The organism is Stutzerimonas balearica DSM 6083, assembly GCF_000818015.1.
GTDB lineage: Bacteria > Pseudomonadota > Gammaproteobacteria > Pseudomonadales > Pseudomonadaceae > Stutzerimonas > Stutzerimonas balearica.
The window spans coordinates 694,472-715,636 of the sequence record NZ_CP007511.1 but is presented as its reverse complement, the minus strand read 5'-3'; the positions used below and the strand labels follow the sequence as shown (position 1 = coordinate 715,636).

Genomic DNA, 21,165 nt, shown 5'->3' with positions numbered 1-21,165 from the left:
TCAGCCCGGCAGCGGCGGCTCGGATGCTGGCGTCTGCGGCTCCGGTAGCTCGGTCAGTGTCGCCTCCGTCAGCAACAGCACGCTGGCCACCGACACCGCGTTTTCCAGCGCCACCCGCACGACTTTGGTCGGGTCGATGATCCCCGCTTCGTACAGGTCCACGTAGCGGTTGGCCGCGGCGTCGAAGCCGACGGTGCCGGGCTCGGCCAGCATGCGCGCCACCACCACGCCGGCGTCCACCGCGGAGTTCTCGGCGATGGTGCGGGCCGGCGCCTCCAGCGCGCGACGCAGGATCTGCACACCGGTGCGCGCGTCGCCCTGATGCCGCGGCTCTTCCTCGGCCAGCGCCTGGACCGCGCGCAGCAGCGCCAGCCCGCCACCCGGCACGATGCCTTCGGCGATCGCCGCCTTGGTCGCAGCGATCGCATCGTCGAGGGCGTCCTTGCGCGTCTTCATCTCCGCTTCGGTGGGCGCGCCGACACGGATCACCGCGACGCCGCCGGCGAGTTTGGCCAGGCGCTCCTGCAGCTTTTCCCGGTCGTAGTCGCTGCCGGTCTTGTCCAACTGCACGCGGATCTGCTGCAGGCGCGCCTCGAGCGCCTCGCGCGTGCCCGCACCGCCGATCAGCGTGGTGCTGTCGCGGTCGACCACCACGCGCCGCGCACGGCCGAGCTGGGCCAGCTCGACCTGCTCGAGCGACAGGCCGGGCTCGGGCGAGATCACCTGGGCGCCGGTGAGCACGGCGATGTCCTGCAGCAGCTCCTTGCGTCGCTCGCCGAAGCCCGGCGCCTTCACCGCCACGGCGCGCAGCACCCCGCGGATCTGGTTGACGATCAGCGTGGCCAGTGCCTCGCCGTCGATATCCTCGGCGATGAACAGCAGCGGCCGGCCACTCTTGGCAATCTGTTCGAGCAGCGGGATCAGGTCCTTGAGCAGGCCGATCTTCTGGTCGCTGAGCAACAGGTAGGCGTCTTCCAGCACCGCCTGCATCTTCTCGGTGTCGGTAACGAAATAGGGCGAGACGTAGCCGCGCTCGAAGCGCATGCCCTCGACCACCTCGACCACCGTTTCGAGGGTCTTCGACTCCTCGACGGTGATGACGCCTTCGCCGCCGACCTTTTCCATGGCGTCGGCGACCAGCTCGCCCATCGCCTCGTCGTTATGCGCCGAGAGCGTCGCCACCTGGGCCTTTTCCTTGCGTGTGCGCACCGGCCGCGACTGCGAGGCGAGCGAAGCGATGGCGACTTTCAGCGCCTGGTCCAGGCCACGCTTGATGTCGATGGCGCTGGCACCGGCGACGACGTTGCGCACGCCATCGGCGAAGATCGCCTGGGCCAGCACCGTAGCCGTGCTGGTGCCGTCGCCGACGGCCTCGCCGGTGCGCTCGGCGGCCTGCCGCAGCATCTGCGCACCGAGGCTTTCCTCGGGGTCTTCCAGCTCGACCTGCTTGGCGATGGTGACGCCGTCGTTGCAGACCATCGGCGGGCCCCATTGCCGCTTGATCAGCACCGACTTGGATTTGGGCCCCAGCGTCACGCGCACGGCGTCGGCCAGCTGGGTGGTGCCGCGCAGCACCTTCTCGCGCGCGGCGCTGCGAAACAGGATCCGGGTGTGTGCCATGTGCTTTCTCCGCAGGCGCGGCGCAACGGCTGACGGCGCCATGAATGGACAGCGGTCAGCCTGCGCGTGCCGCACCGGCGCGCGGTTGATAAATGTCAATCACCGGCCCCCCCGCGCGTCGCACAGGTGGGGGCCGCGTTTCTTCCGCGCCAGGCAATCTTTCCTGCGCCCGGGTTGTCCCACTTCTGTCACCCGCCCTCAGCCGACGAGCCGATGCCCGAATACCTCGCCCCGGTCCCCCGCTGGGAACCGCACGAACGCCCGACCATGCCGGGCTCGCCCGCGATCCTGCTGCACAGCATGCCGGTGCGGCTGGCCTATGCCGGCGTCTCGGTGCTGGTCGGGCTGACCGGCGGGCTCGGCAATGCGCTGGTGCTGGCCAACCTGCCGAGCATCCAGGGCGACCTGGGCCTGACGCCGAGCCAGGGCGCCTGGCTGCCGGCGGCCTACTTCATGGTCAACGCCTCCACCAATCTGCTGCTGATCAAGTTTCGTCAGCAGTACGGCTTGCGCCGCTTCGCCGAGATCGGCCTGGCGCTGTATGCCGCGCTGACTATCGCGCACGTGTTCGTCGAAGGGTTGGCCATGGCGATCTTCGTGCGCGCGGCCAGCGGCCTGGCCGGCGCGACCACCAGCAGCCTGGCGCTGTTCTACATGCTGCAGGCCTTTCGCAGGGCCGACCTGCCGCGCGGGGTGATCGTCGGCTTCGGCGTGACCCAGCTGGCCACGCCGATCGCCTGGCTGTTGTCGCCGGCGCTGCTCGACCTCGATCAGTGGCACCGCCTGTACGTCTTCGAAAGCGGCCTGGCCCTGTGCTCGCTGGCCGCGGTGGTGGTGCTCAAGCTGCCGCTGGGCGAGCGCATCAAGGCCTTCGAGCCGCTGGATTTCGTCACTTTCCTGCTGGTCGCACCGGCGCTGGCACTGCTCGCCGCGGTGCTCGCCCAGGCGCGCCTGCAGTGGTGGACCGAGCAACCCTGGCTGGCCTACGCGCTGATCGCCGCACTGGTCCTGCTGTGCTTCGCGGTGATGATCGAACACCATCGGCGCAACCCACTGCTGCAGACGCGCTGGCTGGGTACTGCCGAGATGCTGCGGTTCGCCTTTGGCGCGCTGGCCCTGCGCTTTCTGCTTTCGGAGCAGAACTACGGCGCGGTCGGCCTGCTGCAGACCCTCGGCATGGGGGCCGAGCAATTGCAGCCGCTGTATGCGGTAATCCTGCTCGGCACGGTCATGGGGATCGCCTTCAGCGCCCTGACCTTCACGCCGAAGACGGCGATCCCGCAGATCCTCCTGGCGATCGTGCTGATCGGCACCGCCGGCTATCTGGACATCGACGCCAGCGACCTGACCCGGCCGCACGACATGTTTCTCAGCCAGGGGCTGGCGGCCTTTGCCGGCGGTCTGTTTCTCGGCCCGCTGGCGATCACCGGAATCGGCAAGGCGCTGCGCAACGGGCCGGGTTACCTGGTCAGCTTTGTCGTGGTGTTCTCGCTCACCCAGTCGCTCGGCGGCCTGGCCGGGCCGGCCGTGCTCGGCAGCTATCAGGTGCTGCGCGAGAAGTTCCATTCGGCCCACCTGACCGAGCAGGTGATCGCCACCGACCCGCAGGTCGCCGCCCGACTGAACCAGGCAGCGGGCGCACAGCGGCCGCGCCAGAGCGATCCGGCGCTGCGCCAGGCGCTGGGTGCCGCGGCGCTCGATCGTGAGGTCACCCGCGAAGCCAACGTGCTGGCATTCATCGATGTGTTCCGGCTGGTGGTGCTGCTGGCCATCGGCGTGCTGGCCTGGTCGCTGTTCCACGCGGTGCGCAACGCCCGCCTCGACCGCAAGCGTGCCAGCCCATGAGCCAGGATCAGCAGCCGCAAACCGAACCGCGCGCGCCGGCCGAGGCGTCGGCCGCCGCCACCGATGCCGGCGCCCAGCCGGTCGAGCCGCCAAAGACGATCCGCCCGAGCCTGCGCTCGGTGCTGCTGATGGCGCTGGTCGCGCTGCTCGGCATCTTCGCCATCCTCTACGCCTGGCAACTGTGGCCGTTCACCAGCGCCGTCGCCATCACCGAGAACGCCTACGTGCGAGGGCAGATCACCGTGCTGGCGCCCCAGGTCGCCGGTTACGTCGTCGAGGTGGCCGTGCAGGACTTCGAGCGCGTCGAGAAAGGCCAGGTACTGGTGCGCATCGATGACCGGCAGTATCGCCAGCGCGTCGAGCAGCGCCGGGCCGAACTGGCGGCGCGGCGCTTCGAGCTGGAAAACCTCGAGCAAACGCTGGCCGCCAACCGGGCCACGCTGCAGGCCCGACGCGCCGAGCTTTTCGCCGCGCAGGCCGAGCGGGACCGTGCGCGCGCCGACGAGCGCCGGGTCAGCGAGTTGGCCGAGCGCGGCTCGGTCTCGATCCGCGAGCGCGACCAGATCCGCGCCACCGCACGCGCCGCCGCGGCCAACGTGCACAAGGCCGAGGCCGCCATCGAGATCGCCGAGCAGACGCTCAAGGCCAGCGAGGTATCGCGCGGCGGCCTGCAGGCGCAGATCGCGATCGCCGAAGCCGCCCTGAGCCAGGCGCTGATCGACCTCGACAACACCGTGATAACCGCGCCCCGCGACGGCCAGGTCAGCGAACTCGGCGTGCGCCTGGGCCAGTACGTCTCCGCCGGCACTCAGCTGCTCTACCTCGTGCCCGAGCAACTCTGGATCATCGCCAACTACAAGGAGACGCAGACCTTTCGCATGCGCCCCGGGCAGCCGGTCAGCATCGCCGTCGATGCGCTCGACGGCGCCCGGCTGAGCGGTCGGGTCGAACGCCTGGCGCCGGCCACCGGCTCGGAGTTCAGCCTGCTGCGCCCGGACAACGCCACCGGCAACTTCACCAAGGTGGTCCAGCGGGTGCCGGTTCGGATCAGCATCGACCCCGACCAGCCGCTGGCCGCACGCCTGCGCCCGGGCCTGTCGGTGATCACTTACGTCGATACCGACGCGGCCGCCGCGCCATGACTCGCCGGCTGACCCTGTTGCGCTGGACGGCGGGCCTGGCGCTGGTGGCGCTGATCGGCTGCGCACCGACACCGCGCCCCGTGCCGCCGCAAGCACAGATCGATCCGCCGGCCGCCTGGCGCGCCGACACCCCAGACCGCTCGTCGGCGCCGGCTGACGGCTGGAGCCGCTATGGTGACCCGCGGCTGAGCGCCCTGATCGCGCAGGCCCTGGCGCACAACAGCGACGTGCTACGCGCTGCCGCCCGCGTCGAGCAGGCCCGCGAGCGGATTCGCCTGGCCGACGCCGGCTTGCTGCCGACGCTGGACGCGGCGCTCTCGGTCGGCCGTTCGCGGCAGCTCGGCGCACTCGGCGTCAACCGTAGCCTGGCCGTGCAACCGAGCCTCGAGGTCGCTTACGAAGTCGATCTCTGGGGCCGCCTGCGCCGCTTGCAGCGCAGCGCGCGCCTGCAGTACCAGGCCAGTGAGAGTGAGCGCGCCGCGGTTCGCCTGGCGGTTGCCAGCACGACCGCACGGGCTTATGTGCGGCTGCTGTCGCTCGACGAGCAGCACGCGGTCACCGGCGCCACGGTCGCCGCACGCCGCGAGGCGCTGCGCGTGGCCGAGGACCGCGCTGCGCTCGGCTATACCTCGCAGCTGGAGGTCAGCCAGGCGCTGGCCGAATACGAGGCGGCGGCCGAGTTGCTGCCGCAGCTGGAGCAGGCCATTCGCGAGCAGGAGCACGCCCTGCGCCTGCTGACCGGGCGCTTGCCGGGGCCGGTGGAACGTGGCGCGACCCTGGCGCAACTGCAACGCCCGCGTATTTCCGCGGGGCTGCCGTCCGAGCTGCTCAGGCGTCGCCCGGACCTGCGCCAGGCCGAACACCTGCTGGCCGCCAGCGACCAGAACCTCCAGGCGCAACGCGACCTGTTCCTGCCGCAGGTCCGCCTGTCGGCCAGCCTCGGCAGGCTGTTCGTCGACAGCCTCGATTACGACCCGGTAAGGGTCTGGAGCCTGGGCGGCAGCGTATTGGCTCCGCTGTTCGCGGGCGGCCGCCTGGAGGCCGGACTGAACATCGCCACGGCGCAGCGCGACGAGGCAGCGTTCGCCTACCGCGGTGCGGTGCTGCAAGCGTTCAGCGAGGTCGAGAACGCGCTCTCGGCCATCGAGCAGCTCGGCCGTCGTCTGGCCCGCATCCAGACGCGCCAGGTGACGCTGGAGCGTTCGCTGCAGATCGCGCAGGACCGTTACCGCAGCGGCTATTCGTCGCACCTGGAGGTGCTCGACGCACAACGCCAGCTGTTCGATGCTCAGCTCACTGCCGTTGCCCTGCGCGAGGCGCTGATCGCCCAGTCGATCAGCCTGTACCAGGCGCTCGGCGGGCCCTGGGACGGGCCTTCCACGGCAGCCAGCGCCAATCCGGGTAGCGCGCGTTCAGCGCAGTGAGTCACAGAACGCCAAATCGAATAACCCTAGACGTTGAAAGGATTCCATCGGCGCCAGACTCCAGCTATGGTGGCAATAGACCACTATGGAGTCACTGGATGACCCGTGCGTTTCCATTGCTTTTGCTGACCCTGTTGCTGGCCCTGGCCGGCTGCGAACCGGCACCCGAAGAAGTGCGCATCGGCAGCAACCGCTGGCTGGGCTACGGCCCGCTGTACCTGGCGGACGAACTCGGCTGGACCGGCCCAAGCCGCATCCGCCTGGTCGAATATCCGAACACCACCGGGGTCATCCGCGGCTTTCGCAACGGCATGCTCGATGGCGCCATGCTGACGCTCGACGAGCTGCTGGTGCTGCAGAGCCAGAACGCCGAAATGGATCTGGAAATCCTCCTGGTCACCAATGTCTCCGCGGGCGCAGACGTGCTTTATGCGCGCCCGCCAATCGGCATGCTGAGCGAGCTCAAGGGCCACCGGATCGGCGTGGAGAACACGGCGCTGGGCGCGTTTTTCCTGTCGCGCATCCTCGACAGCGCCGGCCTGACGATCGCCGACATCGAAGTCGCCAACCTCCAGGTGCACGAACATCTGCAGGCATTTCGCAGCGGCCAGATCGATGCGGTCGTCAGTTTTGCCTCGGAAGGCCCGGCACTGGAGAAGCTCGGCGCGCGGCGGGTGTTCGACAGTCGCCTGCTGCCCGACGAGATCGTCGACGTGCTGGTCGTCGACCGGCGCCGGGTCAATGCGCAGGAGCGCAAGCGCCTCGCGGCGCTGTGGTACGACGCCCTGCGCGCCTGGCAGGAGAACCCGGCGCAGACCAATCCGCGCCTGGAACGCCGCCTCGGCCTGACGCCCGAGGCGCTGCAGGTGACCCTCGGCGGGCTGGTGCTTGGCGATCCGGCGCTGAACCGCCAGTGGCACGAACAGGGCCGCCTGCGCAGCGGCGTGACGCGTCTGGCCAGCTACCTCTCCGGCCGTCAGCTACTGGGCAAGGCCAGCCGCCCCGATGAACTCTTCGCCGAATGCCAAGGGGGCCGCCACCCATGCTGACCCGTCTGTCGCTGCGCAAATCGCTGCCGCTGGTACTCGGCCTGTTCGGCCTGGCCTTCACCCTGCTGCTCACCGCCTGGCACCTGCCGTGGCGCGCCGATGAGGCGCTGCACAGCTGGCGCAACCACACCCAGCAGCACCTGGCGCTGCTGCAGAGCAGCCTGAGCGATCACCGGCGCTACGGCCGCATCGCCGAGATGGAGACCGAGCTGGCCGACCTGGCAAGCCTGGAAGGGGTGCGCTGGGCAATGGTCGTCGACCAGCAGCTACGCGTGATCGCCACCACCCGCCTGGGCCAGAGCCCGGAAGAGCTGGTTGCCGTCGACGCGGGCGAGCTGGCCGAGCGTATCGCCGACGGGCGCTCGAGCTGGATCGGTACGGACGGCTCGGAACAGCTGGCGGTGTATCCGCTCGATCGCGTCGCCGTTGATGGCCGGCCACTGCGCGAGGCGCTGCTGGTGGATTTCGACGTGCGCCCGATCCTCTGGCAGACCGAGCGGGATGCCTGGCTGTATCTGGCCCAGACGCTGACCCTGCTGATCATGCTCGGTCTGCTGCTGCAGGCCCTCTACCAGTGGCTGATCACCAACCGCCTGGCGCGCATCGATCGGGCCGCACGCGCCTTCACGCTGGACCAGCAACCGCAGCCGCCGGCAGTCACCGGCAGCGACGAGATCGGCCACCTGGCGGCGACCTTCAGCCGCATGATGCTGCAGTTGCACAACCGACAGAACGACCTGCGCCAGAGCGAGCAGCTAATGCGCGAGCTGATCGACAACGCCCCGATCGGCATGCTGGTCGTCGACGACCAGCTGCGCGTGCAACAGGCCAACCCCGCAGCCGCCCGGCTGTTCGGTTGCCCGCCGGAGGACCTGCTCGGCCAGCGCCCGGAGGATCGTCTGTTCGATGCCGACGCCAGCGAGCGCCTGCTCCGCCTGCCAGCCAACACTCCGCTGCAGATGACCGGCCGCCGTGGCGACGCGCAGATTCCACTGGAGATCACCTGTACGCCGTTCGAACGCCACGGCGCGCGGCTCAACCTGGTGCTGCTGCGCGACATCGGCGACCGTCTGCGTGCCGAACAGCGGCTGCGCTTTCTCGCCCACTTCGACCCGCTGACGCATCTGGCCAATCGCCACAACGTGGTCCAGACGCTCGAACAGATGCTTGCCGCGCGCACCCCGCTGAGCCTGCTGTTTCTCGATCTCGACCATTTCAAGCGCATCAACGACGCACTCGGCCACGAGACCGGCGACCGCCTGCTCGCCTATGTCGCCGATCGGCTGCGCAGCCTGGTGACCGGCAAGGCATTGCTGGCGCGCACCGGCGGCGACGAGTTCATGGTGCTGCTCGAAGGCAGCCCGCGCGAACAGGCGCAGGACGTCGCCAACCGCATCCTCGATGGCTTCCGTGCGCCGATCCAGGTCGGCAAGTACGAATGCTTCGTCAGCCCGAGCATCGGCATCACCAGCAGCGACGGACGAGGCACGGCGGTCGATCTGCTCAAGCAGGTCGACCTCGCGCTGTATGCGGCCAAGGCCGCAGGGCGCAACTGCACGGCGCTCTACAGTGCCGAGCTGAGCGCCGAGGCCGACCGGCGCCGCCAGCTGGAACAAGCGCTGCGACGCGCGCTCGATCGCGACGAGTTCGTGCTGCACTACCAGCCACAGGTCGACAGCCAGGGCCAGCCCCGCGTCATGGAAGCGCTGCTGCGCTGGAATTCGCCGGACCGCGGCCTGGTCCCGCCGGGCGAATTCATTCCGGTGCTCGAAGACAGCGGGATGATCATCGAAGCGACGCGCTGGGTGTTCCGCCAGGCCTGTCGCCAGGCACGCCAGTGGGCCGAAGGCGGCAACCGGGTCAGCATCGCGATCAACCTCTCGCCGCTGGACTTCCGCCAGGCCGACCTGGCCGGCAGCCTGCTCGCCATTCTCGAGGAGGAAGGCACCGACCCGCGCCTGCTCGAGCTGGAGATCACCGAGAGCGCGCTGCTCGAAGCCGACGACCACGTGCAGCAGACCCTGGCCCGCCTGAAGGCCGCCGGCATGCCGCTGTTCCTCGATGACTTCGGCACCGGCTATGCGTCGCTCACCTACCTGCAGCGCTTTCCCTTCGACGGCATCAAGATCGACCGCGGCTTCGTCGCCGGGCTGCCCGATAGCGAGCACTCGGTGGCGCTGGTTCGCGGCATCCTGACCATGGCCACCCACCTTGGCCTGCAGGTGGTCGCCGAAGGGGTCGAGAACGAGCGCCAGGCTGCCTTCCTGCGCCTGAACAACTGCCAGAGCCTGCAGGGCTACTACTATTCGCGCCCGCTGCCGGCCGAGCAGTGCCAGCTCGACTACAAGCCGCGCACACCGACCACCCTGCCGCTACCCCTGGATGGCTGAGCGACTGCCCGGCGCTGGCGCAAACCCGCCGGGCTGACTAACCTGCGGCCTTTTGCCACCGGGGCCGACCATGCCATTGCCCGACATCCTCCTGCTGCTCTGTGCCGGTTTCGCGGCCGGCGGCATGAACGCCCTCGCCGGCGGCGGGACCTTCTTTTCCTTTCCCGCCCTGCTGGCGACCGGCCTGCCGCCGGTGACCGCCAACGCCACCAACGCGGTGGCGCTGTGGCCGGCCAGCCTGGCCGCCGCCTGGGCGGCCCGTAGCAGCCTGCGCGCGCTGGGCCGCTATCTCGTGCCGCTGTTGCTGGCCGGGCTGGCCGGTGGGCTGCTCGGTGGCCTGCTGCTGCTCGCCGGCGGCGACGCCGTGTTCAGCCTGCTGATCCCCTGGCTGCTGTTGCTCGCCACTGCCCTGTTCGCCTCGAGCCCCTGGCTGAGCCGCTGGCTGGCAGCCCGACGACCGACGCAAGCCGAGGTGCCGGCGCATTCGGCCGGTTCGCTGGGCGCTCACGGCCTGGTCGCCATCTACGGCGGCTACTTCGGCGCGGGCATGGGCATCCTGCAACTGGCGGCGTTTTCCATCGAAGGCCATGCGCTGGTTCGCGCCAACGCGCTGAAGAACCTGATCTCCGCCGTGATCTACAGCGTCGCCAGCCTGACCTTTATCGCCGCCGGGCGCGTCAGCTGGGCCGAACTGGTGGTCGTACTGGCCGGCGCCACGGCCGGTGGCTATGCCGGCGGCGCGCTCAGCCAGCGGCTGCCGACACGCTGGCTCAGGGCCCTGGTGATCCTCGTTGGCAGCGGCATGACGCTCTACTACTTCGCGCGCACCTACCTCGGCTGAACCGGTAGCTGCGCCGGGCGCTTCTTTGTTAATGTCGCGGCCGATTCCGCTCGTCCCCGCACAGGTCCCGCCATGGCCCGCAAGAAAGCCGCCCTCGATTTCGAACAATCCCTCGCCGAACTGCAGCAGCTGGTCGAGCGCCTGGAGAGCGGCGAACTGTCGCTGGAGGATTCGCTGACCTGCTTCGAGCAGGGCATCGGCCTGACGCGCGAATGCCAGGCGGCACTCAACCAGGCCGAGCAGAAGGTGCAGATCCTCCTCGAGCGCGACGGCAAGCTCGAACCGGCGCCATTCCAGACGGACGAAGACGCATGATCCAGGGCTACCAGCAGGTCTGCCAGAAGCGCGTCGACGGCTGTCTCGAAGCGCTGTTCAGCGCGCCGCTGCCCCAGCTCGAGCGGCTCTACCAGGCGATGCGCTACAGCGTGATGAACGGCGGCAAGCGCGTTCGCCCGCTGCTCGCCTATGCCGCCTGCGAAGCACTCGGCGGCGACAAGGCGCAGGCCGATGGCGCCGCCTGTGCGGTCGAACTGATTCACGCCTATTCGCTGGTTCACGACGATTTGCCGGCGATGGACGACGACGACCTGCGACGCGGCCAGCCGACCACGCACAAGGCCTATGACGAGGCCTGCGCGATCCTTGCCGGCGACGGCCTGCAGAGCCTGGCGTTCGAAGTGCTGGCCAGCCCCTCGCACAACCCGGCCGACGCCGCCCTGCGCCTGGAGATGTTCAGTGTCCTGGCGCGGGCAGCCGGCCCGGCCGGCATGGTCGGTGGCCAGGCGATCGACCTCGGCTCGGTCGGGCACAAGCTCGATCGCGCGGCGCTCGAGCTGATGCACCGGCACAAGACCGGTGCGCTGATCGAGGCCAGCGTGCGGCTCGGCGCCCTGGCCAGCGGCCGTGCGGACGCCACCAGCCTGGCGGCGCTGGAGCAGTACGCGCAGGCCATTGGCCTGGCCTTTCAGGTGCACGACGACATTCTCGACGTGGAAAGCGACACCGCGACCCTCGGCAAGACCCAGGGTGCCGATATCGCGCGCGACAAACCCACCTACCCGGCATTGCTCGGGCTCGACGCGGCGAAAGCCTACGCGCTGGAGCTGCGCGACCTGGCGCTGCATGCGCTGAGCCCGTTCGACGCCAGCGCCGAACCGCTGCGCGCACTCGCCCGTTACATCGTCGCGCGGCGCAACTGAACCACGCGTGCGCGCCGGCCTGTGTCCGCGGTCGGCGCACAGACCGCGCGCCAGAGCGCCTCGGGCGCACGCGCGCGGTGCCGGCGCAGTACGGCCCGACGGCCCGGCCGTTCTTATCGCGCATCCCATCGGTTAAACTGCCGCTCTTTTTTCAGCCAGAACGATATCGTCCCGATGCCCAAGACGTTCCATGAGATCCCTCGGGTCCGCCCTGCGACGCCCGTTCTAGACCGCGCGGCCAATCCCGAGCAACTCCGGCGTCTGGGCGAGACCGAACTCGAGGAGCTGGCCAACGAGCTGCGCCAGGAACTCTTGTTCAGCGTCGGCCAGACCGGCGGCCACTTCGGCGCCGGGCTCGGCGTGATCGAGCTGACCATCGCCCTGCATTACGTCTTCGATACGCCCGACGACCGCTTGGTCTGGGACGTCGGCCATCAGGCCTATCCGCACAAGATCCTCACCGGCCGCCGCGAGCGCATGGCCAGCCTGCGCCAGAAGGACGGCCTGGCCGCCTTCCCGCGACGCTCGGAAAGCGAGTACGACACCTTTGGCGTCGGCCATTCGAGCACCTCGATCAGTGCCGCGCTGGGCATGGCCATCGCCGCACGGCTCAAGGGCGAGCAACGCAAGGCGATCGCCGTGATCGGCGACGGGGCACTGACGGCCGGCATGGCCTTCGAGGCGCTCAACCACGCACCGGAAGTCGGCGCCAACATGCTCGTGGTGCTCAACGACAACGACATGTCGATCTCGCGCAACGTCGGCGGCATGTCCAACTACCTGGCCAAGATCCTCTCCAGCCGCACCTACGCCAGCATGCGCGAGGGCAGCAAGAAGATCCTTTCGCGCCTGCCCGGCGCCTGGGAGATCGCCCGCCGCACCGAGGAATACGCCAAGGGCATGCTGGTTCCCGGCACCCTGTTCGAGGAACTGGGCTGGAACTACATCGGCCCGATCGACGGCCACGACCTGCCGACCCTGATCGCTACCCTGCGCAACATGCGCGACCTCGACGGCCCGCAGTTCCTCCACGTGGTGACGAAGAAGGGCAAGGGCTTCGCCCCGGCGGAGGCCGACCCCATCACCTGGCACGCGATCAGCAAGCTGGAGCCGGTGGACGCCCCGGCCAAGCCGAAGAAGCCCAGCGGGCCGAAGTACTCCAACGTGTTCGGCCAGTGGCTGTGCGACATGGCTGCGGCCGATCCGCGCCTGACCGGCATCACCCCGGCGATGAAGGAAGGCTCGGACCTGGTCGCCTTCAGCGAGCGCTACCCGGAACGCTACTTCGATGTCGCCATCGCCGAGCAGCACGCCGTGACCCTGGCCGCCGGCATGGCCTGCGACGGCCTGAAGCCGGTGGTGGCGATCTACTCGACTTTCCTGCAGCGCGCCTATGACCAGCTGATCCACGATGTCGCGGTGCAAAACCTCGACGTGCTGTTCGCCATCGACCGCGCCGGCCTGGTCGGCGAGGACGGCCCGACCCATGCCGGCAGCTTCGATCTCTCCTACCTGCGTTGCATCCCCGGCATGCTGATCATGACGCCGAGCGACGAGAACGAGATGCGCCGCATGCTTACCACCGGCTATCACTTCGAGGGGCCTGCGGCGGTGCGTTACCCGCGCGGCACCGGGCCCAACGCGCCGCTGGAGCCGGGGCTCGAGCCGCTGGAGATCGGCAAGGCCGTGCTGCGCCGCCAGGGCAGCAAGGTGGCGCTGCTGGTGTTCGGCGTGCAGCTGCCCGAAGCGCTGCAGGTCGGCGAAGCGCTCGACGCCACGGTGATCGACATGCGCTTCGTCAAGCCGCTGGACGAGGCGCTGCTGCGCGAAGTCGCGGCCAGCCACGAGCTGCTGGTGACGATCGAGGAGAACAGCATCATGGGCGGTGCCGGCAGCGCAGTGGCGGAATTTCTCGCCGCCGAGCGAATCGTCATGCCGGTCCTGCACCTCGGGCTGCCGGATCTCTATGTCGAACACGCCAAGCCGAGCGAGATGCTCGCCGAGTGCGGCCTGGATGCCGTCGGCATCGAAGCGGCGGTGCGCCAGCGCCTGGCCGCACTGGACAACGCCTGACGTCGGTTCGGTGGATGGGTGGAGCGTCATCCACCCTACGTCTGACGCGGCCGTAGGGTGGAAAACTGCGAAGCATTTTCCACCAACCTCCGCCTCGACCCTCTCCTCCGCGCATTCAGCGCAACAGCAGATCACCCTCGATCGGCACATAACGCGTCGCCGCACGGATCAACGACTGCGCGGTGAGCCCCGGCACGCCGTAGGCCGTCGCTTCGGCGCCACCGGCCCGCACCCGCTCGAGCAGCAGGTCGAAATCACCGTCACCGGAGGCCAGCACCACCTCATCGACACGTACGGCGGCATCCAGCACGTCGATGGTGATGCCGACGTCCCAGTCACCCTTCGCCGAGCCGTCACTGCGCTGGATGTAGGGCTTGAGCCTGACCGTGAAGCCGAGGTTGCGCAGGATCTGCTGGAACTGCTGCTGGCGCGGATCGCCGCGCTCGATGGCATAGGCATAGGCTTCGACGATCTGCCCGCGGCGGCTGACGTCCGCCCACAGCGCCGCATAGTCGAAATGGCAGCCGTAGGCCTGGCGCACGGTGTAATAGAGGTTTTGCACGTCGGCAAACAGGGCGATCTTCTTCACGGGCACCTCGCGCGGGGCGCCCCAGTATAGGCGATGCGTGTCGCGCCTCGGCCGCTTCGGCTAAAGTGTCGCCCTTCGCTGGCCATGCCCTGCCGCTTACGCATGAACGTATTCACCATCCTGCGCGATGCCTGGTTCTTCTACTCGCGTCACTTCGCCACGATCGCCCGCCTGTGTCTGCCGCTGATCGCCCTGGAAAGTCTCACCCGTCTGGGCGCCGACCACCTGTTCGGCGGTGCGACGATGCCGGCGCAGGACCTGCTGATCGGCCTGCTGTTCTACCCGCTGTATACCGGCGCGCTGGTTCTCTTCATCGACGCGCGCAGCCGCGGCCATGAGCCGGCGCTGCGCGACGTCCTCGCCCGTGCCCTGCCGCTGTGGCCGGCGCTGGCAGTCCTCACGGGGCTGACCACGCTGCTGATCATGCTTGGCGCCTCGCTGTTCGTCCTGCCCGGAATCTGGGTAATGGTGCGCGTGGCCTTTGCCGAATACCTGCTGGTACTGCGCGGCCACACACCGCTTGCGGCGGTGAAGGCGAGTTTCGAGCTGACCCGCGGGCACTTCCTGCTGGTGCTTGGCTGCGTACTGAGCGTCATGCTGCCGCTCTGGCTGCTCGAGGCCTGGCTCGCCAGCCCTGCCGAAGCGAGCGCGGGGGGCCTGTTCGTGAAGCTGCTGCTGGATGCGCTCGTCGGCCTGCTGCAACTGCTGCCCACGGTCATGCTGTTCCGCTGCTTCATGCTCTGTACCGGCCAGGAGCGCAACGACGGCTGATCGCTCCGGCGGGCAATCGGCCAGGGGCTTGCTAGGCTTGTGCTTCCCCACCGAGGACCCGCCGCCATGAGCACGACCAACCCCAGCATCCTGTCGCACATCTCGCTAGGCACCAACCGCTTCGAGGAGGCGGCCGCTTTTTACGACCAGGTCCTTGCGCCCCTCGGCTGCCAACGGATCATGGCGCATCCGGGGGCGATTGCCTGGGGTCGCGAATACCCGGAATTCTGGTTGCAGACGCCAATCGACGGAGCCCCGGCAACGGTGGGCAACGGTACCCACGTCGGCTTCTTCGCCAATGACCGCGCCGCGGTGGATGCCTTCCACCGGGCGGCACTGGCGGCCGGCGCCAGCGACGAGGGCGCGCCGGGGCCCCGTGCCGACTACGGCGAGGCCTATTACGGCTGCTTCGTCCGCGACCTGGACGGCCACAAGATCGAGGCCGCCTACTGGGACATGGGCTGAAGGCTAGGCCTGCACCACCTGCCGACCGGCAAGCAGCCGCGGCAGCAGGAAGCGCTCGTAGAGACGCGGAAAAAGCCGCGCCACCAGCCGCGCCTTCCAGCTCAGGTTGGACAGCACCAGCAGGCGCCGGCGCTTGAGCGCCCCTTGGTAGATGGCTTCGGCCACGTCTTGCGGCGAGGCCAGGCGCCCAAGCGCCAGTGCCGGATGCGGCGCGGTGGAGCCATCGCCGACCAGGACGTTCTTGCGCAGGTCGGTTGCAGTGTAGCCCGGGCAGACCAGCATGACGTTCATGCCGCTGCCGACCAGCTCGCCGCGCAAGGTTTCGAACAGCCCGTGCAGGGCATGCTTGCTGGCGTTGTAAGCGCCGCGGTTGGGTACCGGCGCGTACTGCGACAGCGAGCTGAGCACGATGATCTGTCCCTGCCGCTCGAGCAACGATGGCAGCGCAGCCTGGGTGCAGTGCAGCGCGCCGTAGAAGTTCACCGCCATGACCCGCTCGAACACTGCCAGCCGGGTGTCGGCGATCCGGCTACGGTGAGTGATGCCGGCATTGTTGACGAGGATGTCGATGCCCCCGAAGCGCTCGATCACCAGCGCCAGTGCCTGCTGCACCGCCTGGGGGTCGGCGACGTCGCAACGCAGGCCGAGGGCATCGGCGTTGTGATGGCTGTGCAGATGCTGAACGAGGCTGTCCAGCGCCGCCTGGTCCAGATCGAGGATCGCCAGCCGCGCGCCGGCCTGGGCCATGCGCACCGCGAGCGCGCGACCGATGCCGGCACAACCGCCGGTGATGACGACTACCTTGCGATCGAACACCTTGCTGACGAATACCTTGCGGCGCATGCGGAGCTCTCCGGCCTTTTGCTCTAGAGCATAGTCAGCTACCACCCGCCCCGCCGCGACAAGCGGTGCATGGACAAGCACGGCACGAGTGCGCATCCTGTGCGCCCTCGCCGCCAGGGAAGCGCAACCGTGTATCGAATGCTGCCAATTTTCGTATTGCTGCTGGGTTTGGCCGCCGTCAGTCAGGCGCAGGCCGCAGGACGAACGCTGACGGTGGGGTATTACGATTTTTCGCCCGTGATGTACGGCGATTCGCACGGTGTGACACGTGGCGAGATGGCGGAACTGACCCGTCTGGTGCTGCGCCGTGCCGGTTATCGCCCGCGCTTCCGGCGCCTGCCCAGCGCACGTCTGTATACGGCCCTGAAGAGCGGTAGCGTCGACATCTGGCTCGGCGCACCCGGCAAGCCGGAGCTGCGTGCGCATACGCGCGAGTCCGCGCATAGCCTCGGCCGGGTCGATCTCAATCTGTATCACCGCGCCGACACGCCGACGCCGCGCATTCCCGAGAGCCTGGTCGGCCAGGGTGTGATCGTCATCAATGGCTACAGCTACTGGCCGAGCGTCAATCAGCTGCTCCAGGACCCGGCGCTGGACATCCGCCTGCTGCGCACCGCCACGCACGAGTCGGCACTGGCCATGCTGCGCTATCGCCGCGCGGACTACCTGCTCGACTACCAGCTGCCGGCCGAACAGGCCCGGCGTGACCAGGGCCTCGAGCCGCTGCCGCACTTGGTGCTGCAGCAGGTGCCGATCCATTTCATCGTGTCGCGCCATATCGCCGACAGCGCGGCGGTGCTGGCCGACCTGGACCGCGCCTTTCTCGCACTGCGCGCCGCCGGCCGCCTGCCCAGCCTGCCGGAGGGCAGCCTCAGCGCCGCGGCTTCGCGCGCGCCGTAGGTTCGGCCTGCAGCGGGTCGTCCGGCCAGTAGTGTCAGGTATCAAATTACGTTCCTTCGATTGACACCGCCAAATCGCCCGTAATCCCTACCTATGATGCTATTTCGGCGACTCCCCATTGACCGTCAAACTCACCCCCATTGATTGACAAAAACTGACGCCAATCAAGAGAAGGTTTGACAGGTGTACCAGAGCACGTCAGGTCTTACAGCACAAAATGTTTGACACTGAACATTCGGCCCACTACTCCCGAATGCAATCAAACAGAGTTTGAACCTGCGTCCCTGAGCGCCCGCCATGCCCAGATCTTTTCTTCAGCGCCCCTTGAAAGGGTGACGCACGTCCCCATTTCTCTGTGAACGCCCCCGCAACCTCTTCGCAAGGGAATGCTCACCATCATGACTACTGGGAAGTTGATCGATCGCTTTGAAGGGCCGTCAGGCCGCGCCGTTCTTGAGGAAGTACTGCTTGAGCAGAAGCTGGTACTCGGAAATCAAGACCTAGCACGCCGCCTCGCAGAGGTAGGAACGCTGGAGGAGATCGCTAAGGATGCTGTGCTCATTACCGAGGACGCGGAGGACTCCGAGGTTTATTTCATCATCACAGGGCATTTCCAGGTGAAGGTCCATGATCGTGAAGTCGCAACACGAGGGGGCGGCGATCACGTCGGAGAAATGGCTGCTCTGGTCCCAACAGCGAAGCGCTCTGCTACTGTACTGGCCACCGAGCCCTCGATTGTCTTGAAGGTCAGCGCGGCAGACTTCAAGTCCATTGCGGACGCGTATCCCTCGGTTTGGCGACAGGTCACTCGGCAACTGGTCGATCGACTACACCAGCGAAACGACATGGTGCTTCCTGCCCATCAGTCATCCCACGTATTCATCATTTGCTCGGTCGAGGCACTCCCTATTGCCCGGGCAATCGAGAATAACCTTGAGCACGACAAGTTCTTCGTAAAGACCTGGACACAAGGCGTTTTCCGCGCATCGCAGTACGCCCTTGAAAGCCTCGAAGAGCAACTGGACGAGTGCGATTTTGCCATCGCAATCGCACAGCCGGACGACTCCGTCACAATGCGCGAGGAAACCAAGAATACGCCGCGCGACAACGTCATTTTCGAGCTTGGCCTGTTCGTAGGACGACTTGGCAGGGCACGAACCTTCCTTCTTGAGCCTAGGGGTGACGAGGTACATCTGCCGTCAGATCTGAAAGGGCTGACAACCATCGGATATCGCCTAACGAAAAGTGAAGACCAGCTGCCCTCCAGCCTATCTCCAGCCTGCAATCAGCTACGCACCATTTTCAACAAGCTAGGACCGAAGTAACGGATATCTGTCAACAAGCAAATTTGGCATGCGCTTGCCTACCGCATTGCAGCGCGCCCAATCACCCGAAGGAGTGATCGATGAGCAAGAGCTGGAACCATGATCGCGCTGCAAAACACATAGACCAGAAGATCGCTGATGTTGAGGAAATCACCATCAAGGATTACGTGCGCGACATGTCGTTGGAATCGATTCCTACCAGTACCGCGTACCGCGTGGATGGGGTCCACATGTATGCGGACATCATGAATCTCGAGGACATGCTGAACATCACTGCAGTCGAGGGCACAGAGTGTCACAAGCGCACGCTGCGCTTTCTTGACCAGCACTACCGGGCAGTCAAGCGAATTCTCAACAAGGTTGATGCGCGCCGCGTCGACTTCCACAGTCAGCGGCTGCACTCCCTTTTCACTAAGCCGTACAACACTGAGTCCGGCGCTGAGACCAAGCGTGTTCAACGCGCCGTTGCGACTGCGCAATTGATCATTGACGTGCTTGCAGAGACGGGCGACGACGATGAGCAAATCCCAGCAGCCAAGGTTCGAATTGGCATCGATACCGGCCTAGCTCTTGCTGTAAACAATGGCCGCAGCGGGTACCGCGAACCCTTGTTCCTGGGCGATCCAGCGAACCATGCCGCGAAACTGGCCAGTAATAACAAGGCCAGGGGTATCTATCTGACCAACAATGCTCGTAAGGCCATCGGCCTTGCGGAAAGCGATGAGCCGGAAAAATCTGCCCTAACCGCGATAGAGATCAAGGCATGTCAGGATGCGGCCAAGCTGGATGTCACGTCCGACGAGATCGTCGAGGAGTGGCGTGAGGATCTGAAAAAGAACCCCATTGGCGGTTACCAGTTTTCCCGCCAAACCCCACCCCTGCGTGATATGGACATTTACTCGCTGACTCCGGCCAACTCGAAGCGACAGGAGATGGTGAGCCTCTACGCCGATATTGATGGCTTCACAGCCTACGTGGCCGATCACATCAACGAGAAGACCGACGATGTCGTGCGGACTTTGCATGTCATCCGCTCCGAGCTGGAGCGGGTCGTGACTTCCGACTTCGAAGGGCGCCGGGTGCGCTTCATCGGAGACTGCGTGCAAGCCCTATCCTGTGACGGCACCGCGCATACTACTGACGAAGAGAAGTCAGTATCCGAGGCCACACGGCTAGCAGGTGCACTGCGCAGCAGCTTCAATCTCGCAATTGAGCGGCTGAACGCCGAAGGTATTGAAACCGGCGACCTCGGCCTCGCGATTGGCTTCGATCTGGGCCCAATAGCCGTCACGCGCCTGGGCGCCAAGGGTAATAGAGTTAGGTGCGCTATCGGGCGTAGCGTGATCGAGTCTGAGAAACGCCAATGCGCGTGTTCGGGGGTGGAAACCGCGATCGGGCAAGTAGCTTACGACGCAGCATCGAAAGCTGTGCAGAACCTGTTTGGGAAGAGTCGTAAGACATCACACCTGGACTACAACGAAGCTACCGAAGCCCTGGCAGATGATGGGGACGCATCTGCGAAGCAAGCTCGCTCGGAAGCCTATGCGGGTTCCGCCGCCATCATTCGCGCAGATGAGCGTCAGGTGCAGCCCCACTCCCGCCAGAAAGTAGACGGCAGCCGTTGAGCACAGCGCTCGACCTGATTGCACAGGTCGCCCCAGATTTCGGGGGTACCTGTGTAACATCCGTTCCGCAGACAGCAACGCTTGATCTTCCGATTCGGCTGGTGGACGGGAGAACGCTCCCCTACAAGCTGCATTTACGCCAAGACGGTGAATGGATAGAAGCACGCGAAAGCACACCACATCACTTGCCAGGCTTTTGCCCGGAACGGCACATCAATTATGATGGTACGTTCTGTCTGTTTTACGCGGGCGCCAATCCGCTTCCTGTCTCAGACGAGCCGTCCGCTCGTGCCTGGCTTGAGACAATCTACAAATACCTAAAGCTTCAAGAGCGCGCTCGCACTCTGCGCAGATGGCCGAATGGTTCCGCGTGGGCACACGGCGACGCAGCTCGACATCAACTGCGAGCGCAGAAGGCTGCGAGCGCAATCAGTGGCAAAATCGCTAACGATCTTGCGGTAAATCAGCTAGGGCTCAAGCGCAGAAAGTCCAAAGAGCGACCTATCTTGGATGTGATCTCCGGAACAGTGCCTTTGTTTAGCGTGTGGGAAAAGTCCCGGCGGGTAATCAACCAAAAAAGGCGCTGCTTCTGCGGCCTGTATGGACGCCGCCGTCCTAAACGAATTCGACGCTGCCATGACCATGCAAAGCAGGCTACCGAACTGGCTTTCGCATTGCGGGACTGGGAAGAGGCTGAGCGGCAATATTGGGACTCCATGCACGGCAAGCCTTGCTGTGGTTCCTGCGATAGCTGCCCACTCAGCCCATAAGTCCCGGTGTAATTCGGGCTGGTCCCCAGGCGAGTCGGCATCTGGACTAGCAGCCCGCCGCTCATACCGGGGACGTTTCGTCTGATCAGGCAACTGGCAGGAGCAACAACAGGATCTTAACCCTGAGCAGTCGAAGGCCATGATGACCGGCCGGTACCCCGTTTTTAGTACTTGGCAGAAGTAACGGCCAGGCCACGGGGGCCTACCTCAAGATGCTCCTAAAAGAGAAAATAAATTAATGTACGCCAGGGCTTCCAGCCCCTCCCCTTCGAACATAACATCACGTCACGTTAC

Annotated in this window: 18 protein-coding genes; 15 read left to right on the top strand and 3 right to left on the bottom strand. The window is 66.5% G+C overall.

Annotated elements, in window-relative coordinates:
- Positions 1-1,620 (bottom strand): chaperonin GroEL, encoded by a 1,620-nt coding sequence (gene groL / locus CL52_RS03210; RefSeq protein ID WP_043218470.1) that lies wholly within the window; start codon positions 1,618-1,620, stop codon positions 1-3.
- A gap of 267 nt (positions 1,621-1,887) precedes the next feature.
- Between groL and CL52_RS03205 the strand changes: the two genes are divergently transcribed.
- The 9 genes from CL52_RS03205 to dxs all read left to right on the top strand — a co-directional run bounded on the left by CL52_RS03205 (position 1,888) and on the right by dxs (position 13,583).
- Positions 1,888-3,465, top strand: coding sequence for an MFS transporter (locus tag CL52_RS03205; protein WP_043222902.1), 1,578 nt, complete (start codon positions 1,888-1,890; stop codon positions 3,463-3,465).
- A complete protein-coding gene (locus CL52_RS03200; RefSeq protein ID WP_041107965.1) occupies positions 3,462-4,607 on the top strand; it encodes an HlyD family secretion protein in 1,146 nt (381 codons plus the stop codon). The genes CL52_RS03205 and CL52_RS03200 overlap by 4 nt, the downstream gene beginning before the upstream one ends.
- Positions 4,604-6,031, top strand: coding sequence for an efflux transporter outer membrane subunit (locus tag CL52_RS03195; RefSeq protein ID WP_043218466.1), 1,428 nt, complete (start codon positions 4,604-4,606; stop codon positions 6,029-6,031). The genes CL52_RS03200 and CL52_RS03195 overlap by 4 nt, the downstream gene beginning before the upstream one ends.
- A 98-nt stretch (positions 6,032-6,129) precedes the next feature.
- On the top strand, positions 6,130-7,080 hold the full coding sequence (locus CL52_RS03190; RefSeq protein ID WP_043218464.1) for an ABC transporter substrate-binding protein: 951 nt from the start codon (positions 6,130-6,132) through the stop codon (positions 7,078-7,080).
- Entirely contained in the window at positions 7,074-9,470 is a 2,397-nt protein-coding gene (locus tag CL52_RS03185; RefSeq protein WP_043218462.1) for a putative bifunctional diguanylate cyclase/phosphodiesterase, read from the top strand. The genes CL52_RS03190 and CL52_RS03185 overlap by 7 nt, the downstream gene beginning before the upstream one ends.
- A 70-nt stretch (positions 9,471-9,540) precedes the next feature.
- Entirely contained in the window at positions 9,541-10,311 is a 771-nt protein-coding gene (locus CL52_RS03180) for a sulfite exporter TauE/SafE family protein (RefSeq protein ID WP_041107971.1), read from the top strand.
- Positions 10,312-10,383: 72 nt separating this feature from the next.
- Positions 10,384-10,626 (top strand): exodeoxyribonuclease VII small subunit, encoded by a 243-nt coding sequence (locus CL52_RS03175; RefSeq protein WP_041107973.1) that lies wholly within the window; start codon positions 10,384-10,386, stop codon positions 10,624-10,626.
- Positions 10,623-11,510: a polyprenyl synthetase family protein gene (locus tag CL52_RS03170; protein WP_043218458.1), complete on the top strand. Its 888-nt coding sequence runs from the start codon at positions 10,623-10,625 to the stop codon at positions 11,508-11,510. Before CL52_RS03175 ends, CL52_RS03170 begins: the two co-directional genes overlap by 4 nt.
- A gap of 174 nt (positions 11,511-11,684) precedes the next feature.
- Complete coding sequence (gene dxs, locus CL52_RS03165) at positions 11,685-13,583, top strand: 1-deoxy-D-xylulose-5-phosphate synthase (RefSeq protein WP_043218455.1); 1,899 nt, start codon at positions 11,685-11,687, stop codon at positions 13,581-13,583.
- Positions 13,584-13,698: 115 nt separating this feature from the next.
- Here the strand turns inward: dxs and CL52_RS03160 are convergent, their stop codons facing one another.
- Entirely contained in the window at positions 13,699-14,172 is a 474-nt protein-coding gene (locus tag CL52_RS03160; RefSeq protein ID WP_043218452.1) for a LabA-like NYN domain-containing protein, read from the bottom strand.
- Positions 14,173-14,274: 102 nt separating this feature from the next.
- Between CL52_RS03160 and CL52_RS03155 the strand changes: the two genes are divergently transcribed.
- Both CL52_RS03155 and CL52_RS03150 read left to right on the top strand, forming a co-directional pair.
- Positions 14,275-14,943 carry a YciC family protein gene (locus tag CL52_RS03155; RefSeq protein WP_041107981.1) on the top strand — a complete coding sequence of 223 codons (669 nt, stop codon included), beginning with the start codon at positions 14,275-14,277 and terminating at the stop codon, positions 14,941-14,943.
- Positions 14,944-15,009: 66 nt separating this feature from the next.
- Positions 15,010-15,408: a VOC family protein gene (locus CL52_RS03150; protein WP_041107983.1), complete on the top strand. Its 399-nt coding sequence runs from the start codon at positions 15,010-15,012 to the stop codon at positions 15,406-15,408.
- A gap of 3 nt (positions 15,409-15,411) precedes the next feature.
- On the opposite strand, the gene CL52_RS03145 is transcribed toward CL52_RS03150, so the two are convergent.
- Positions 15,412-16,251 (bottom strand): SDR family oxidoreductase, encoded by an 840-nt coding sequence (locus tag CL52_RS03145; RefSeq protein WP_043218447.1) that lies wholly within the window; start codon positions 16,249-16,251, stop codon positions 15,412-15,414.
- A 138-nt stretch (positions 16,252-16,389) separates the two neighbouring features.
- Between CL52_RS03145 and CL52_RS03140 the strand changes: the two genes are divergently transcribed.
- The 4 genes from CL52_RS03140 (at position 16,390) to CL52_RS21685 (ending at position 20,871) form a co-directional block, all read left to right on the top strand.
- Entirely contained in the window at positions 16,390-17,151 is a 762-nt protein-coding gene (locus tag CL52_RS03140; RefSeq protein ID WP_043218444.1) for a substrate-binding periplasmic protein, read from the top strand.
- A gap of 398 nt (positions 17,152-17,549) precedes the next feature.
- Positions 17,550-18,476, top strand: coding sequence for a Pycsar phage resistance system effector protein PycTIR (pycTIR, locus tag CL52_RS03135; protein WP_010562503.1), 927 nt, complete (start codon positions 17,550-17,552; stop codon positions 18,474-18,476).
- An 80-nt stretch (positions 18,477-18,556) separates the two neighbouring features.
- Positions 18,557-20,101 carry a Pycsar phage resistance system uridylate cyclase PycC gene (pycC, locus tag CL52_RS03130; RefSeq protein ID WP_003127475.1) on the top strand — a complete coding sequence of 515 codons (1,545 nt, stop codon included), beginning with the start codon at positions 18,557-18,559 and terminating at the stop codon, positions 20,099-20,101.
- The gene (locus CL52_RS21685; RefSeq protein WP_073624886.1) at positions 20,098-20,871 is read left to right on the top strand and encodes an E2 domain-associated cysteine-rich protein; all 774 of its coding nucleotides are present in this window, start codon (positions 20,098-20,100) and stop codon (positions 20,869-20,871) included. Before pycC ends, CL52_RS21685 begins: the two co-directional genes overlap by 4 nt.
- Positions 20,872-21,165 lie beyond the last annotated feature (294 nt).